This window comes from Flavobacterium fluviatile (genome assembly GCF_010645065.1).
Lineage (GTDB): Bacteria > Bacteroidota > Bacteroidia > Flavobacteriales > Flavobacteriaceae > Flavobacterium > Flavobacterium fluviatile.
This window is the reverse complement of the sequence record NZ_JAADZW010000021.1, coordinates 43,669-61,447: the sequence shown is the minus strand read 5'-3', so window position 1 is coordinate 61,447 and position 17,779 is coordinate 43,669. Positions and strand designations below refer to the sequence as shown.

Here is a 17,779-nt window from a genome sequence, read left to right as displayed (position 1 = left end):
TTCTTTCTCTTAATTAAAAAGGAGCTTCTCCTGATACAGTTATACCCATAGATCTAGCGGTTCCGGCAATCATACTCATTGCTGATTCGATTGTGAATGCATTTAAATCTACCATTTTATCTTCAGCAATCGCTTTGATAACATCCCAAGTAACACTAGCTACTTTTTTACGATTTGGTTCACCTGATCCAGACTTTAGCTTTGCTGCTTCCATTAACTGTACTGCAGCTGGAGGAGTCTTAACAACAAAATCAAATGATTTGTCTTTGTACACAGTGATTTGCACTGGACAAATTTTGCCAGGTTTATCCTGAGTTCTAGCATTAAACTGCTTACAAAACTCCATGATATTAACCCCAGCAGCTCCTAAAGCAGGTCCAACCGGTGGCGACGGGTTCGCAGCACCTCCCTTAACTTGTAGTTTAACTACCTTACTAATTTCTTTAGCCATTTTTTAAAAAATTTAACACCATAATCATTTGGAAGCGATTATGATGGATATTATAGATGTAACAAAAAATTATACTTTTTCTACTTGCATAAAACTCAGTTCCAATGGTGTTTTTCTTCCGAAAATCTTAACCATAACTTCAAGTTTACGCTTTTCTTCATTTATTTTTTCAACCGTACCATTGAAACCATTAAAAGGACCATCAATCACTTTTACTGTTTCACCCAGGCTAAATGGAATCGATCTTGTATCTGTATTCACAGCAAGCTCATCCACTTTACCTAACATACGATTTACTTCAGACAATCTCAAAGGAACAGGTTCTCCTCCTTTAATTTCCCCTAAGAAACCAATAACACTAGTGATTGACTTAATAATATGAGGTATTTCACCAACTAAGTTAGCTTCAATCATTACATATCCAGGAAAATATACCTTATCCTTAGAAATCTTTTTTCCCTCTTTCACAGTAACCACTTTTTCAGTAGGCACTAAAACCTGGGAAACATAATCTTCCATCCCTAATCTGGCAATCTCGGTTTCGATGTAAGCTTTTACCTTATTCTCCTGGCCACTTACAGCTCTAACCACATACCATTTCTTCACATTATTATCTGCCATCACAAAAAAATTATCCTTTTAACCAGTTAAAAAATCCAGCCAAAGCTTTTGCAAAAAATTCGTCTACTCCCCAAGTCGCCAAAGCGAAAAGAATCGAAAATACAGCCACAACAATTGTCAATTTCTGAACCTCAGCCCAAGCCGGCCAAGTAACATTTGACTTTAACTCTTCGAAAGCCTCTGATAAATAATTCGTAACTTTTGTCATTTGATATATTTTTTATTGCACGGGCGGAGGGATTCGAACCCCCATCAACGGTTTTGGAGACCGCTATTCTACCCTTGAACTACGCCCGTAATTAAAGCCAGTTGTTTCAATTAAGAAAAACCAACTGGCTTTGTTTTTAATATTTATAGAAATTACTCTACAATTTCAGTAACCTGACCAGCACCTACTGTTCTACCACCTTCACGGATAGCAAAACGTAAACCTACGTTCATTGCGATTGGGCTTAATAAAGCAACCTCAATTGTCAAGTTATCACCTGGCATTACCATCTCTACACCTGCTGGTAAAGAAATAACTCCAGTTACGTCAGTTGTACGTACGTAGAACTGTGGACGGTAGTTATTGTGGAATGGAGTATGACGTCCACCTTCTTCTTTTTTCAAGATATAAACCTCAGCTTTAAATTTAGCGTGTGGTTTTACTGATCCTGGCTTAATAATAACCATACCTCTTTTGATATCAGCTTTATCAATACCTCTTAACAATAAACCTACGTTATCTCCAGCTTCACCTCTGTCAAGGATTTTACGGAACATCTCAACTCCTGTAATAGTAGAAGTTAATTTTTCAGCTCCCATACCAATGATTTCAACAGGATCTCCAGTATTAGCAACTCCAGTTTCGATACGACCTGTAGCAACAGTTCCACGACCTGTAATAGTAAATACGTCCTCAACCGGCATCAAGAATGGTTTTGCTACGTCACGCACTGGCTCTTCGATCCAGGCATCAACAGCTTCCATTAATTCAATAATTTTAGGAACCCAGTTTGGATCATTGTTCAATCCACCTAAAGCAGAACCCTGAACAACAGGACCATTATCTCCATCATATTCGTAGAAAGATAATAAATCTCTAATTTCCATTTCAACAAGCTCTAACAACTCAGCATCATCAACCATATCCACTTTGTTCATGAAAACAACGATTCTTGGAATACCAACCTGACGACCTAAAAGGATGTGCTCACGAGTTTGTGGCATTGGACCATCTGTAGCAGCAACTACTAAGATAGCTCCGTCCATCTGAGCAGCACCAGTAACCATGTTCTTTACGTAATCCGCGTGACCTGGACAGTCAACGTGAGCGTAGTGACGGTTAGCAGTTTCGTACTCTACGTGTGATGTATTAATAGTAATACCTCTTTCTTTCTCCTCTGGAGCGTTATCGATTTGATCAAACGATTTTGCTTGACAGTAACCAGCATCTGACAATACTCTTGTAATTGCAGCAGTTAATGTAGTTTTTCCGTGATCCACGTGTCCAATTGTACCTATGTTTAAGTGCGGTTTGGAACGATTAAAATTCTCCTTTGCCATTTTACTTAATTTTTAATCTTAGTTATATATTAATTTTCAATTTCCTACTTACTTGAGCCAATGTCGGGATTTGAACCCGAGACCTCTTCCTTACCAAGGAAGCACTCTACCCCTGAGCTACACCGGCAGAATCCTTGATTTAAAAGTTCCAATTCAGCATTTCATTTCATTAAAATCAAAACCTGAAAAACCATCTAAAATCCATTTTGTGGGGAGAGCAGGATTCGAACCTGCGAAGTTCACACAGCAGATTTACAGTCTGCCCTCGTTGGCCGCTTGAGTATCTCCCCTAATTTTTAAAATTCCATCATTTTAAAGAACTAATTTCAAATCGCATTTGAAATTTATTGAGCCGATAGAGGGACTCGAACCCACGACCTGCTGATTACAAATCAGCTGCTCTAGCCAGCTGAGCTACATCGGCGAATGCAATAAAAAAGTCCGCTATTTCTAACGGACTGCAAATGTAGCTATTTTATCTTTGTATCAAAACATTTTTCGAAAAAAAATTTCAATTATATGTGAGCTCTTATCTTTTCTTTCCTTTTTACCAGCAAACGTTCTAATGATTCCGCCGAAAGTTCTACCGCTTCTTCAAAAGTCTTACATTGTTTTTTAACGAGAAATTCATCTCCAGGAACATTAATCTTAATCTCGACAACTTTATTCTCTTTATCACTTGTTCTTTCCACTTTTAAAAAAACGTCTGCAGAGACAACCCGATCGTAATATTTTTCTAATTTATCCATTCTTTCCTGAATAAAATCTACCAACTTTCTGTCAACAGTAAAGTTAACGGCATGAACATCTACCTTCATAATACTAATTTTAAGATTAAACATTTCAGAACTATTATTTACTTCTCGGATGTGCACCAGCATATACTTTTTTAAGTTCCGCTAAACTATTGTGAGTATATACCTGAGTAGAAGCCAAACTAGAATGCCCTAATAATTCTTTAACTGAATTTAAATCTGCTCCGTTATTTAATAAATGAGTCGCAAATGTATGCCGAAGCACATGAGGACTCTTTTTTACCTTTTCAGAGACCCTACTAAAGTATGAATTTATTAGACGATACACAAAAGATTCGCTTAATTTTAACCCTTTTTTAGAAATAAAAAAATAATCCCCATCCACTATTCCCTCTACAGACGAACGCTCACACAAATACATTTTAAACTGCTCGGTAATGATTGGCAAAACCGGAATGATACGTTCTTTATTTCTTTTACCTAAAACCTTAACAACGTTTGAAGACAAATCCACATTAACCAGCATTAAATGTATCAATTCAGCCCTTCGCATTCCAGTCGTATAGAAAAGATCCACGATTAACTTATCTCTTATTTCTTCGAAACCAACAGGAGTTCCAACCTCGCGCATCAAATCAGTTAATTCTTTTTCAGAAAAAGGAATCTGAACAATTTTAGGAGTCTTTAATGCTTTATGCTTTAGCATTGGACTAACTTCAATTTGTTTTGTTTTTAAAATAAACTTATAAAAGGATTTTAAGGAAGCCATTTTCCTGTTAACAGACACATTTGAAACACCTTCATCTACCAACGAAACAATCCAGCTCCTGATCTGACTGTAATTCACACCTTCAATACCATCCTGATCAAAACGAGCTTTATTAAACATCTCAAAAAACGAAATATCATTCAGATAAGCATTAACAGTATGTTCTGAATACTTTTTCTCCAACTGAAGATAATCACGAAATGCATCTTTATTTGACTTCATAAGAAACAGAATATTTTTTTTACATTATCACTACTTAAAAATTAAGCATAAAAAAAACCGTTAGCATCAAAGTTAATTTATTTTGATGACTAACGGTAATTATTTTAAAAAAAGCTGATATTAACTCTCTAAACTATCTTTCAAGCCCTGAATGTAAGCCGCTTTTTGAATTTGAGCTCTTTTGACAACAGAAGGCTTAATAAAAGCAGTACGTGCTCTTAGTTGACGAACAGTTCCTGTTTTATCAAATTTTCTTTTATAGCGCTTTAATGCTCTATCGATATTTTCTCCGTCTTTAATTGGTATAATTAACATAATATAGACACCTCCTTTCGTTAAGGCTGCAAAAGTAAATATTAATTCTGAATTACGACTTATAAATTATAAATTATTTTAAAAAGAAAAAAGAACACAGATAAAAGACAATAGACTTTAACTCATAATATTCTTTATTCTTTCAATAAATTTCTGGAAATAACTAATTTTTGAATCTCTGTCGTTCCTTCACCAATAGTACATAATTTAGCATCCCTGTAAAATTTCTCTACCGGAAAATCTTTTGTATAGCCATATCCGCCATGAATCTGAACTGCTTCATTTGCAACCTTAACACAAACTTCCGAAGCATACATTTTTGCCATTGCTCCTAAAGTAGTAACTGGCTTGTGTTGTTGCTTTAAGAAAGCTGCCTTATGCAATAATAATTCAGATGCTTCGATTTCAGTAGCCATATCAGCGAGTTTGAATGAAATTCCCTGAAAGTTACTGATCGGCTGACCAAACTGACACCTTTCTTTTGAATATTTAAGTGCTGCTTCATAAGCTCCTTTTGCAATTCCGAGTGACAAGGCTCCAATAGAAATTCTTCCTCCATCCAGAATTTTCATAGCCTGAACAAACCCTTGGCCCACTTCCCCCAATCTATTTTCATCCGGAACCCGACAATTATCAAAAACCAGTTCAGCTGTTTCGCTGGCACGCATTCCTAATTTATTTTCTTTCTTTCCTGAAGTAAATCCGGGCATACCTTTTTCAAATACAAAAGCCGTCATACCTTTGGAATCACCTTTTTCTCCGGTACGAACTACAACAACTGCAACATCTCCTGAAATCGCATGTGTTATAAAATTTTTCGCTCCGTTTACAATCCAAAAATCACCATCTTTAACAGCTGTTGTGTTCATGCCTCCCGCATCAGAACCTGTATTGTGCTCTGTCAGTCCCCAAGCACCAATATGTTCTGCTGTTGCGAGCTTTGGCAGCCATTTTTTCTTTTGTTGTTCATTACCAAAAGTCAAAATATGATTTGTACATAATGAATTATGCGCTGCAACCGACAATCCAATCGACGGATCAACTTTTGATATTTCTTCGACTACTGTAACATATTCATGGTATCCTAAACCAGATCCACCATATTCCTCAGGCACCAAGACTCCCATAAATCCCATTTCACCTAATTTTTTAAACAATGGAATTGGAAATGTTTGCGCTTCATCCCACTCCATCATATATGGTCTTATGTTTTTTTCGGTAAAATCTTTTATAGACTGCGCAATCATAGACTGCGTTTCATTAAAATCAAAATTCATTTGTAACCTGGTTTTAGAACTCCAAATATAAACTAATTATATTTGCTTTTTCAACAGGAAAGCCTTTAATATTTATTAAATCCTCAATATTTTTAATATTTCCGTTCATGCTCCTGTAAGTTACAATCTGCTTCGCCAAAGCATATCTAAAATATGGAAACTGAGACAACTCCTTTAAGGATGCATCATTTACAGGGATTTTTTTAATTACCGGGAAAGAAGAAACTCTAAAATACTTTTGTAATTCATTTATAACCTCCGGAGAAAGCCCCCATACATCTTTTAATTGTTCCATAGAAACAAAAGCTTTCATGTTTTCTTTTTGTTTTAAAATCCGCAATGACAATGCTTCACCAATTCCTTTAATTTTCATTAAATCTTCCTGACTTGCCTGATTGATATCCAAAACAACCATTTTTTCCTTTTTAGAAAATGATTTTGTAGCATATTCTTTGCTGTAATTATTAAAAGTTTTCTTATCCCGAATCCAATCAGGAAATTTGAAATAAGGTGAAATAACATCTAATAAAGAATCAGAAACTTTGGTTACTTTCTGAAACTCTTCTGCAGAACGGACATATTTGTTTTCTTTTCTAAAAGCCAAAAACCTGTCGATTTCCTTAATTGACATTCCGAGTTTGTATCCTTTATAATCTGAAATAAAATTGGGATTAAAAGGATAAATTTTAAGTTTATAACCTTTCTTGAGTGTTTTTAAGGAGTCAATTTCAGATTGCAAAGCCAGCCAATTCTGTTCTTCTGGATTTACTTTGTCAGACTGACTGAAATCAGAGTAAAAATAAAACAGCTGTAAAACAATAATTAAAATTAGCAGATAAAAAATGCCTTTACGTTGTTGGCTAGTATATTTTAAAACTCTCAGAACATCTTTAAAATTCATTTTTAAGCTTTTAGCAAATTTAACATGTGCTAATTTATAAGAAAATACCGCAATATGATGTTTGCAAAAATAAAAAAATGAAAAAACATTTGTTAGTGCTATGAAGTATTGAAGATAAATCAGAACTTTTGTATCGTATTCTAACTAAAAATTAAATATTTTATAACTTAAAAGTTTATAATTGTTTTTATTTTTTACAAAAAACAATACATTTGAAGCTTAATAACAATAAACCAATATTATATATGTCAATTTGGAAAACTAAACCTCTTTCGGTATTGCTTGGTGAAGCATCCGAATCTGAAAAAGGATTAAAAAGAACCTTATCTTCACGTTCGCTTGTTGCACTTGGAGTTGGAGCAATTATTGGGGCAGGGTTATTTTCCCTAACAGGAATTGCAGCTGCAGACCATGCAGGTCCTGCCGTAACATTATCATTTGTTTTAGCCGCAATAGGATGTGCATTTGCGGGGTTGTGCTATGCTGAATTTGCTTCAATGATTCCGGTTGCCGGTAGTGCATATACCTATTCTTATGCTACAATGGGAGAATTTATGGCCTGGATAATAGGATGGGATTTAGTTTTAGAATATGCTTTAGGAGCTGCTACAGTTGGCGTAAGCTGGTCGAGATACCTGCTTGAACTATTGGCAAAGTTTAATATTCATCTTCCTCCTGACTTAATTTGTTCTCCCTGGGAAACTCTGACATTAAGCAATGGCACTGTGATAGAAGGAGGAATCGTCAATTTACCCGCGATTTTTATCGTTTCATTACTTTCCCTATTATTAATTAAAGGAACAAAAGAATCCGCAACAATAAATAATATATTAGTAGTGGTAAAAGTTGCGGTAGTTGTTATATTTATTGTATTAGGATGGAAATTTATAGACACAACCAATTATACTCCTTACATCCCTGAAAATACAGGCGTTTTTGGAAAATTTGGATGGTCAGGAATTGCTGCAGGTGCCGGTACTGTTTTCTTTGCTTTTATTGGCTTTGATGCTGTTTCTACTGCCGCTCAGGAAGCCAAAGACCCACAGAAAGGAATGCCTATTGGTATTTTGGGCTCCTTAGTAATCTGTACCTTGCTATATGTATTGTTTTCTCATGTTATGACCGGACTTGTACCTTACTATAAATTTGCAGGTGATGCGAAACCAGCAGCTACAGCTTTTGCTGTAACCGGATATGACTTTTTGCAGACTGGTTTAATTATTGCTATTCTGGCTGGTTACACCTCTGTAATGCTGGTAATGTTAATGGGACAAAGCCGTGTCTTTTATACAATGAGTAAAGATGGCTTACTGCCTCCATTCTTTAGCGAAATCCATGCAAAATTCCGTACTCCATGGAAAACAAATCTTTTCTTTTTAATATTTGTCAGCTTATTTGCAGGGCTGGTACCTGTTAGTGACTTAGGACATATGGTAAGTATCGGGACATTGTTAGCATTCGTATTAGTTTGTATAGGTGTTATGGTTATGCGTAAAAAAATGCCGGATGCCCCTAGAGCCTTTAGAACTCCGTGGGTTCCATTTGTGCCGATAGCTGGTATTGTTATTTGTTTTGCGTTAATGTATTCGCTGCCAAACGAAAGCTGGGCCAGACTTATAATATGGATGGCATTAGGAATTCTTATCTACTTCATTTACGGAAAGAAAAACAGTAAACTGAATAATCCGGAATAAGGATATTCTTCTTATATGTAAAAAGGATTATAGAGCTTACACTTTATAATCCTTTTTTTGTTTACAAATCAAACACCGAGGTTCTTTTCGCCCTAATTAAATCTTTTAGCTTAATCCAGAAAGCAAGGGTAAGATAAACACCAAAGCCCAAACCAACTGTGACAAAAGAAATATAAATAAAAAAAAGCCGAACATTTGTAACACGCATTCCCAGCTTATCTGCTAATCTGGAAGATACATGAAAACCGTATTTTTCGAAAAAGAATTTCAGTTTTAAAATTAGTGACATTTTTCAAGTTATAAAGTCTGGCAAAAATACAAAATTTTCCAGTTGATATATTTGTTATCCTAATTGCTTTTTAACAACTCTATACCAACTGCACATTTCATACAGCCGCTAATATCGCAATATTGACTTTTAAGCTGCAGTAAAGACTGAGTTTCAAAAGCATTTTGAGAAGTGATCCCAAATGAATTAAATTTTTCGATAATGGAATTTTTCTCCGGTGATATGCCATCCAAAATAGAAATTAAATCTTCTGCTACTGACTCATTTAAGGTTTTAGCATAGGCAAACTGCAAAGGGACTATTGTATTTATGACCAATAAATCTATAAATGAATTAGATAATGATTTTGCTTTCTTTGGACTTTCTTTGTCAAATTGATAATGATTTTTCCAGTATAAACTGACTGAAACATCAAATAACTTATAAATACTATCAATCGATTTCAACTCCATTATTTTAGAGAACAGGTTTTGATACTGATGATATAATGCCGCTAACTGCGAAAGACGAATTGTAGGGAAATTATCCGGCCTGTGCTTAAAAAACTGAACTGGCTCAACATACACTTTTGGGATCTGATATTTATGCAGCAGATAAAAATACCTGAATTTTAAATCCTTAAAATAAACATCTTCTTTATCCGCATCCAGTAAACCCGTTATTCCATAAAATAAAGCTTCAAGGTTTTCAAGCTCGAAACTTTCTTTCCGAATAATAGAAAACGGAATTGCTTTTGCCAATTGCAAAAATGCATTTCCATTAGTATTCAAACCAAAATTCTTCGCTAATAAACAAAACAAAACCGCTTCCCAATCCTGATTTGTTTCCTTAAGTAAATCATAAATAGCTTGTGATTTTCTTTCTAAACGTTCAAAGAATAAACGTTCCTGCCAATTTTTAAAAACAAATCCCGGTATATTGGCGATTTGTTTTTCACAATAAATCCACGATTTTGGAGATTTTAGTCTGTTGTAATTCAAAATGGTTTCAGGAGATACGTAATCCTTTAAAACCAAAACTGGAATTTCAGCATTATTTCTTTTGTAAATATCAGCATCATATTCCCAAACAACATGTAATATGACATTATCATAAGCTTTATCTTTTTCATGAAGATGCAAATACCAGTCAGAAGCTTTTAAGTGTATCTCTACATTTCCTGCCCATTTTTGATTTCCTATTTTAATTTGTGCATTAAAAAAATCAGGTCCGGCAAGTTCTAAATAATTCCCAGTATTTATAATTGTAACTTCTTCGTTGCTTATAGTTTTTAAATTCAGGGTGTCAAATTTCTTAAACCTCCAGAGATAATGAAGAAAATCTTCTTTCATTTTAATAGACTTTTAGAAATAATTATTTCTCTAAGGTACTAAATTTAGTATTAATACTACAATTTTAAATTAAAAGTTAAGTAATTTATCCATTATTTCCTATTGACACTACTATTCTCAATTTGAAAATAATAGTTGTGAATTTAAAAAGGATATCCAATGGCTATATTTAAGATAAGATTGTCTTTTCGCCATGAGCCGCTTCCAAAATTAATATCATCAATAACCCATCGCTGACCATCAGGAAGTGCAGGATTTCTAAGCGGAATAGCTAAATCCGTTCTTAAAACAAAAAAAGAAACATCAAAGCGCAGTCCAACTCCTGCTCCAACGGCAAGCTGTTTCATAAAATCTTTTGAAATTTCGGCACCAGGCCTGTTAGGATCTGTATTTAAGAGCCAGATATTACCCGCATCCAGGAAAACTGCCCCTTTTACAATACTAAAAAGAGTAGCCCTGTATTCTGTATTAAACTCCAGTTTTAAATCGGCAGACTGATCCGGTACATAAGTACTTGTTGTTTCCGGAACCACATAACTACCAGGCCCCAGTGATCTTGCCCGGAAAGCCCTTATACTGTTTGTCCCTCCAATTACAAATTGTTTTGATGCCGGCAGCATAGACGAATTTCCGTAAGCAAATCCAGCCCCAACAATTAGTCTGCTCGCCAGTTCACTCTCTTTTCCAAGTTTTAAGTAGTGCCTGAAATCGGTTTTTATCTTTACATACTGACTAAAGGGAACATCAAATATGGTTTTTTGATTGTCTTCTTTAACATTAGCCCCGGTTACCAAACCAGTTATATTTCCCGCCAAATCTAATTCACCATTAAAATAAATGGTGTTTTTACGGCGTTTTTGCATGGTATTGGTGTAGGTATAATTATAAGTAGGGCCAAAAATAAGCTGTTTTTCAATTACCCTGGCGAGTGCGGGATCCTGTTGTATATCTTCTAAATATTCAGCTGTTACATGATTTGGACTTACATACGTAATGTCCATTACATTTAAATGATGTTCTTTACGGATATTTTCTTTCCATAAATAACCAAAAGAAGCATTAAAGGAATTTAGTGCATAAAGCTGTGTTCTTTTTTGATATTCATAACGTAAAGTAGCCTTGGTTCTGGGAACAAATTCACTGCTTCCCTGCAAATTAAACGGAGAAATAAACCTTGGCCATGTCAGACTTGTTTCGGCTCCAATTTTATAAATATTTCTTCCTTTATTGGGTCCTCCAAGCTGGAAATCGGCACCACCAAACACAGAAAGCGTGAACAGTTCTGCTCCACGAAAAAAGTTTCTGTGATTCCAGTTTACATTAATTTCAGACCCGGTATAACTGGCAGAATTCGTTTTCCCCAAGACCTCAACCCGAATAAACTTTTTAGGCAACAATGTAAGATAGTAATAGGAATCCAATGTTTTTGGAATACTGTCTGAAACCTTAAATTCATTTTTTACAAAGTTAAATGTACCCAGGTTTACAAAACGATTCAAAGTCAGGTTATGATCTTTTCGGTTATACCAGTCCCCTTTTTTAAAATAAATAGTACGGTCGAAAATCCTGGGCTCAAAAGTATCAGCCGTATCAATTATCGTGAAATCTTTATATTGGGTGATATCTTTTTTTCTGTAAACGATGCTATCATTAGACAAAGAAAAATTTGGATACACGAAAATTTTGTCAATTTTGTAAGCAGTAAGAGCCTTTACAGGAGCATCATCTTTTATAACCAATCTAATGTTTACTTCATGATCTCCTTTGCTGCTATCAACTTTGGCCAGTATGTAATCGGGATTAAAATAGTAATATCCACGTTCTTTTAATCTGGCATCGATTCTTTCCCTTTCAGCTTTTATAATATCCAGATCGTACGGGTTTCCTGCTTTCAATAAACTTCTCTTACTTGATCTGCCAATAATTTTAGACATTTTTAAAGAGTCATCCGGAAATGTTACACTTTTTATGATGTATTGTTTTTTCGGCTCGACAGTATATTCAGCAGTAACCCTTTTATTTGAAACTGTCGAGTCGGCACTTACACGCGTTTTAAAATACCCTCTGTTTTCAGAAAAATTCCGTAAAATAGAAGCGTTATAATCCAAATCAACCTTGCTAAATAAGACAGGCGGTTCACCTACTTTATTTCTAAGCCAATATCTAAATCCTTTTTCTTTTTTAGGCTCGCCGGCTATGTTATAAATCCATAATTTGGGACGCAGGCCTAATATCTGCTTATTGGGTTTGGGCCGCAACATTCCTTCCATCTCATTTTCAAGTGCCTTTCTGTCTTTTCTCTTTATCACAGAATCCTTTATAGTTACAGATCCTCCTGTGTATAATAAATCCCCTTCAGGTAAATATTTAGTATTGCTGCATCCCAAAACAAAAAATAAAGACAGCAGTACAAAATACTTTACATATTGTTTTTTTATATGATTATGTTTTTTGTTCATTTCCTTCAATTTGATTTTCGGGTTGATTTTCTTCTTTTTCTTTCTCCTCTTTCTTTTTTTGTTTCTCTTTTTCTTTACGAAGCTTTTCTTCTTTTATCAGTTCTTTTTCTTTTTCGGAACGATGAAAAAGTTCTCTGAATTTATTATAACTCATTGTAATAATGAATGCTATACCAGTTTCTACTACCTGACCTTCAAAAGCTACCTGATATTCATTTTTTCGATAGGCCCTTACCATATAACGTCCGTCTTTAGTAAGCTGATAATCCAATGCGACATCTCCAGCTATATTGGCACTTTCCTCATTAGCTCTTTCCTGTCCTTCAACCCCGAAACTGCTTCCTACGGTTACTTTCAATCTGTCGTTCAGCAGATTTTTAGAAACCGCGACATTCAGATCAGTTCTGTTTTCCAGCGTGCCGGAAGTATAATCTTCTGTCGATTCTAAGTCAAAATTTACTTCAAACCCTGTCACGAGTTCGCTTGCCAGATTGTTTAATTGTTGTGAAAGAATCTTGCTTACACTCTGTCTTGCAATAGATTCTGCACTTGTACCTCCGCTTTCGCTTGCAAAAGGATTTTCTCCTACAAACCTGTTTAGTAACAAAAGAGCAAAAACCTGCTTGTTCATTTCTGCAGGGTCCTGTTCCAGCTGTTTAAGTTTTGCCTGAGTAACCTCAACAACATCTGATGAAACATTATAATTTCCCTCAGGTAAATTAATTCCGAATGAAATTTCAGGCTTCAACAATTCTCCATTCATTTTCAGCAGAGTCTGTATTGGAAGTTTTTGCTTATAGGTGTTTCTCACAGCACTGCTTTCTGCCGCTAATTGTGAACCAACCAGATCAATTGGCGCTGCATCAACTTTGTAAACTGCTGTTATGCTCACATTTGCCATTGTTGGTTCGCCGTTCCAGGTAATATAACTCCCTTTCTGAATTTCAAATTTTCTTTTTATTCCATTAAAATTCATTTCGTAAGCTCCCTCTGAAAATTCGTATTTCCCAACCAAGGTTGTTTTTCCGGACTGATCAATTCCTCCAACCAATTCGGCTTCCCCTTTTAATTTTAGGTAATCCCCGTTTCCTTTGTCGATAATCAAATTCAGCTCTGCTTCCTTATCGATTGTAATGGCAACATTTACATCCATCCCTTTCAATTCAGACTCGTTGAGTTGCTTTTTCATATCAATTGTCTGTTTGAGATACATATTATCTTCATTGACAAACTCTACAATTCCTTCTCTGTCTGCAATGGAAGGATCAGACTGGGGTAACACAACTGAAAAATTTGTCTCTTTGTTGATTTTAATTGTACCATCAACAACCGGACTGTCCAGATTTCCTTTGATATTTAATTTGGTGTCCAAAAATAAATCACCATAAAACAGATCATTGTCTTTCGCTTTGGAGTTTACAGCCCTGAAATCGTTTGCCTGAACTATCAGGTCAAAATCAAATTTGGTAAAATCTGGTGATTTGATTGTTCCGTCTAAAAACAATTCATTGTCATTTTCGTCTAACACAGAAAATTTCTCAAACGAAATGGTTTCATTATCAAACGTAATTTTTTCTCTTCCTATTTTAAAATAGGAATTGAGTTGGGTAACCCTGAACGCTGCATCATTAAAATTCAATTCACCGTTAATCTGTGGTGCTTTCGTAGTTCCGGTAACTTTAAAATTACCTGAGAGATGACCACTTCCTTCTGAAATATTATCCATGCTGAAACCCTGAATACTTTTGATATTTAGTTTATTGATATCGATATTTAAATCAAAAATTCCTGAGTCTGTTTTATAATCACCATCGAGTTTTAAATCATTCCCTTCATCGGTCAATTGCACATTAGCAGCAAGTGTATTGCTTGTTTTATTATCCACTTTGACTTCAAGATCGCCAACCTTTTCTCCTTTAAAAGTAAAATCATCAATCTTTAAGTCGGATGTAAAAGTTGGATTAGTCATTACATTTTCAACTAATGCAGAACCATTTATTAAGCCCTCCATTAAAACTTCATCCTTTTTGACCATATTCATAATGGTCTCAATATTGAAGTTTACAAAGTCTATCTGCAATGGAGCATTATTGCGATCTCCCTGAGATTGGATTTTCAACTCATTTCCTGCATTAGACAGATAAAATTTATTGATGTAAAGTCTTTTATCGCCAAATTCAACAGCATTTTCAGGATCAATGTTCCATTTTTCATAATTAAGAACAAAATTTTCAGCATTTATCTTAAAAATATTTTTTGAATCTTCTGCTTTTAATTCCCCTGCTATAAAATATTGTTGTTCTTCTTTTGCATCCTGAACTTCAAGCGCATAAGTCAAAATATTATTTTGTACCTGACCGGATAGACTTGTATATGGAATTTTTAGCGATCCGCTTTCTATTGTAGCTACGGAAACTGAATATACCAAAGCATTTTCCTGAGCCTCGATATTTATTCTTCCGTCAGAAATGGTATTGTTTGCATACACAATTCTTGGAATAGTTCCTTTAACCTGCAGTGAGTCTGTTTGGTTATTGTAATTCCCTGTAATCGTTAAAGGCTCTAAACCTGTAAGTTTAGGAATTAGCTTAAATAATACCGGATCATTATCTACTTTTAATGTAAAAGCAAGGCGCTGTTCATCAGATTCAGCATTTACTTTTGGGTTTTTAAGATCAATATATTTAGAAATGGACTTTTTAATTGCTGTGGTCAATGTTGTCAATTTATATTTTCCAACTACTTCAGCTTTTAAAAACTGAGATGAAATTTTTATCGAATTGCTGTCTTTATCTGCAAAAGCCAAAACCCTGATAGAATCCAGAACAATTGGTTCCTCTTTTTGTAAAATCTGGATATTCGAAAGAAATACTTTTCCGTTTAAAAAATCCGGATTGCTATTGGTAATATCAGCATCAACATTTCCCCGGAGTTTCATTGGTCCGGCGTGCAGATTCAGTTTCTCTAAATCGGCAATATCTAGATTAAGTTTTAATTTTATCGTTGGATATTTCTCTTTGGTATCACCGCTTGCTGTCAAATCAAAATTAAGGTTTGGATCTTTCATTCCTGATTTCACCGCAAACGAACCATTTTCAATATTCCCTTTTAAAGCTAAATCCCTGTAAGTATATCGGTTAAAAACTGCTTTTTGCACCAAACCGTCAATTGCTGCGTTTGCTGTTTTTGGATTAAGGCCGTTCCCTTTTACTTTTGCTTTAAGCGAAATTTTTCCAATCGAATCATTTTTGATTAATCTTCCGAGATCAAATTCTGTAAGGCTTACTGAAGCATCATATCGCTCACGGTTTTTTACTCGCTGATCAAACATTCCGTCAACTTTTGCATTTCCAAAACTGCTGCTTAAAGCCAGATTGGTTTTGAAATTCTGAACAGAACCTTTAAATTTTCCCTTTAAATTAATTTTTGAAGGCAATTGAATATTTTTCGGAATTGTTCCGGCTGGTACAAACGTAGTGATGTCTTTTGAAGTAGTTGATATATTTTTTATATCCAGATTATAGTATGATTTCTGAGCATCAGGAAGTCCTTTTATATTCCCCGAAAGGGAAACTCTGGTAGTTCCAATCCCGCTCATCTCAAACTTTGGAATATCCAGATCTTTTATTTTTCCCCTGACACGGGTGTTCAAATATAAAATTGCATTTGGATTACTTTTAAACGGATTTTGTTTTTGAAGATCCGGAGCAAAAAGCAAAATATCTTTAAATCCAATTTTAGACTGATTCAAATTGGCATCAACTGAAAGGTTTCCAGGTTCTTTTTTCAGAGAGGCAATCGATTTGTACTCCACTATAATTTTATCTTTTACAAGTGTCTGAGGGGTTCTCAAATATAAATTATTGAGAGATGCATTTTTAGGACCGTAGAAAAAATCTGTTTTTAAAGACTGAATATTTAATCCGCTTTTTTCTGTAACGGCAAGTCCTTTGATATTTCCCGAAATCGTATCATTGGCATAATATAATTTACTGGCTTTCAAATTGAATTTATCCAGATCCAAATGACTGTAATCAATTCCTTTTGGAACAGCTTTTGACTGCATATCATCAAACTTGAAATCTATATTCTGAATATCCACGTCGGCAAGTTTTACTTTCCAGCCTGCTTGTTTTATTGCGGTTGTGTCGAGGCTTGGTGCCTGAATCTGCTTATCTTTTGCACCCAGTCGTAAATTTCCTTTAAGATTTTCAACTTCAAAAGTATCAAAATCCAAAAGCTGTTTATTAAGATCGATTTCATTAACTGTTAAATTTAAAGTCCCTAACCTGATTCCGGAATCTAATCCGGAATCTTTATTATCATATAAAACATCAATTTTAGACAAGGAAATTTTGTCTAATTTTAATTTAAAATCTTTCCTTTTTGAAATAGTATCAACGGTTTCCACAGAAACTTCGGCAACTTTTTCCACCGCCTCCTGATCTAAAATCAATTTTAATCCATTGAGATTAATGTTTGGAATATCAAAATTCATTTTATCTAAATCGAAACCATTGAATTTTGTGTCAAAGTGTGTTAGGTTTACCGCAATATCATTTTTAGAATAATCATCTTTAAAATTGAATTTCACATGATCCAGATTAACTTTTACAACTGATATTTTAAAAGGTTTAGCATCCGGATCTTCAACTTTTGGTTCTTTTGATTCGAAAGCTTTAATAATGTAATCGAAATTAAAAACACCATCTTTATTTCTGGAAATGTTCGCTTTTACATTTTCCAGTGAAACCGAATTGATTTCGAGTTCGCTGCTTACCAGCTTAAAAAGATCAACATCAACTTCCAGACGTTTTCCGGCCAATAGAGTATCTTTTTTCTGGTCTTCAAAATAAAAACCTTCCAGCACTACATCTTTTGGAAATTTTATTGAAATATGATCTAAAGAAACTTTGGTTTTAATCTTTTTATGAAGATAAGTTACCGCTTTATCCTTAACGAAATTCTGAATTGACGGGACCTGGATTAAAATAATGAGAAGTAATAAAAGTGCAATCACAGAACCCACGCACCAAAGAAGTACACGTAGTGTTTTTTTTAGAAAATGAACGGAATTCTTATTCATACGTCAATAAAACACATTTTGATTAAAATAAATTTTGTGATAAAACACAATTATACATTTT

14 protein-coding genes and 4 tRNA genes are annotated in these 17,779 nt (G+C 34.6%); 1 reads left to right on the top strand and 17 read right to left on the bottom strand.

Annotated features, from left to right (window positions below; genetic code table 11):
• Positions 1–13 precede the first annotated feature (13 nt).
• The 13 genes from rplK to GXM17_RS17535 all read right to left on the bottom strand — a co-directional run bounded on the left by rplK (position 14) and on the right by GXM17_RS17535 (position 6,859).
• Positions 14–451, bottom strand: a complete 438-nt coding sequence (gene rplK, locus GXM17_RS17595) for a 50S ribosomal protein L11 (protein ID WP_025572417.1) — start codon at positions 449–451, stop codon at positions 14–16.
• A 69-nt stretch (positions 452–520) separates the two neighbouring features.
• Complete coding sequence (gene nusG, locus GXM17_RS17590; RefSeq protein ID WP_163400716.1) at positions 521–1,072, bottom strand: transcription termination/antitermination protein NusG; 552 nt, start codon at positions 1,070–1,072, stop codon at positions 521–523.
• 10 nt (positions 1,073–1,082) lie between these two features.
• Entirely contained in the window at positions 1,083–1,280 is a 198-nt protein-coding gene (gene secE / locus GXM17_RS17585; protein WP_008466927.1) for a preprotein translocase subunit SecE, read from the bottom strand.
• Positions 1,281–1,298: 18 nt separating this feature from the next.
• Positions 1,299–1,369: transfer RNA gene (locus GXM17_RS17580), tRNA-Trp, on the bottom strand.
• Between the two features lie 63 nt (positions 1,370–1,432).
• Positions 1,433–2,620 carry an elongation factor Tu gene (gene tuf / locus GXM17_RS17575; protein ID WP_163400714.1) on the bottom strand — a complete coding sequence of 396 codons (1,188 nt, stop codon included), beginning with the start codon at positions 2,618–2,620 and terminating at the stop codon, positions 1,433–1,435.
• Between the two features lie 55 nt (positions 2,621–2,675).
• Positions 2,676–2,747 (bottom strand) — tRNA-Thr (locus GXM17_RS17570).
• 82 nt (positions 2,748–2,829) lie between these two features.
• Positions 2,830–2,910 (bottom strand) — tRNA-Tyr (locus tag GXM17_RS17565).
• Between the two features lie 60 nt (positions 2,911–2,970).
• A tRNA-Thr gene (locus GXM17_RS17560) sits at positions 2,971–3,044 on the bottom strand.
• A gap of 91 nt (positions 3,045–3,135) precedes the next feature.
• Positions 3,136–3,438, bottom strand: a complete 303-nt coding sequence (hpf, locus tag GXM17_RS17555) for a ribosome hibernation-promoting factor, HPF/YfiA family (protein WP_025571150.1) — start codon at positions 3,436–3,438, stop codon at positions 3,136–3,138.
• Between the two features lie 34 nt (positions 3,439–3,472).
• Complete coding sequence (locus GXM17_RS17550; protein WP_163400712.1) at positions 3,473–4,366, bottom strand: tyrosine-type recombinase/integrase; 894 nt, start codon at positions 4,364–4,366, stop codon at positions 3,473–3,475.
• A 120-nt stretch (positions 4,367–4,486) separates the two neighbouring features.
• Complete coding sequence (rpsU, locus tag GXM17_RS17545) at positions 4,487–4,681, bottom strand: 30S ribosomal protein S21 (RefSeq protein ID WP_095954821.1); 195 nt, start codon at positions 4,679–4,681, stop codon at positions 4,487–4,489.
• A 134-nt stretch (positions 4,682–4,815) separates the two neighbouring features.
• Positions 4,816–5,958 (bottom strand): acyl-CoA dehydrogenase family protein, encoded by a 1,143-nt coding sequence (locus GXM17_RS17540; RefSeq protein WP_163400711.1) that lies wholly within the window; start codon positions 5,956–5,958, stop codon positions 4,816–4,818.
• A gap of 13 nt (positions 5,959–5,971) precedes the next feature.
• Positions 5,972–6,859: a ComEA family DNA-binding protein gene (locus GXM17_RS17535; RefSeq protein WP_163400709.1), complete on the bottom strand. Its 888-nt coding sequence runs from the start codon at positions 6,857–6,859 to the stop codon at positions 5,972–5,974.
• Between the two features lie 245 nt (positions 6,860–7,104).
• Here GXM17_RS17535 and GXM17_RS17530 point away from each other — a divergent pair, with 245 nt between their 5' ends.
• Positions 7,105–8,553: an amino acid permease gene (locus GXM17_RS17530; RefSeq protein ID WP_163400707.1), complete on the top strand. Its 1,449-nt coding sequence runs from the start codon at positions 7,105–7,107 to the stop codon at positions 8,551–8,553.
• Positions 8,554–8,614: 61 nt separating this feature from the next.
• On the opposite strand, the gene GXM17_RS17525 is transcribed toward GXM17_RS17530, so the two are convergent.
• From GXM17_RS17525 to GXM17_RS17510, 4 genes are all read right to left on the bottom strand, one after another.
• The gene (locus GXM17_RS17525) at positions 8,615–8,842 is read right to left on the bottom strand and encodes a PspC domain-containing protein (protein ID WP_163400705.1); all 228 of its coding nucleotides are present in this window, start codon (positions 8,840–8,842) and stop codon (positions 8,615–8,617) included.
• 59 nt (positions 8,843–8,901) lie between these two features.
• Positions 8,902–10,173: a DUF2851 family protein gene (locus GXM17_RS17520; protein WP_163400703.1), complete on the bottom strand. Its 1,272-nt coding sequence runs from the start codon at positions 10,171–10,173 to the stop codon at positions 8,902–8,904.
• A gap of 143 nt (positions 10,174–10,316) precedes the next feature.
• Positions 10,317–12,632 carry a translocation and assembly module lipoprotein TamL gene (gene tamL, locus GXM17_RS17515; RefSeq protein WP_163400701.1) on the bottom strand — a complete coding sequence of 772 codons (2,316 nt, stop codon included), beginning with the start codon at positions 12,630–12,632 and terminating at the stop codon, positions 10,317–10,319.
• Complete coding sequence (locus GXM17_RS17510) at positions 12,616–17,718, bottom strand: translocation/assembly module TamB domain-containing protein (RefSeq protein WP_163400699.1); 5,103 nt, start codon at positions 17,716–17,718, stop codon at positions 12,616–12,618. The genes tamL and GXM17_RS17510 overlap by 17 nt, the downstream gene beginning before the upstream one ends.
• Between the last annotated feature and the right edge of the window lie 61 nt (positions 17,719–17,779).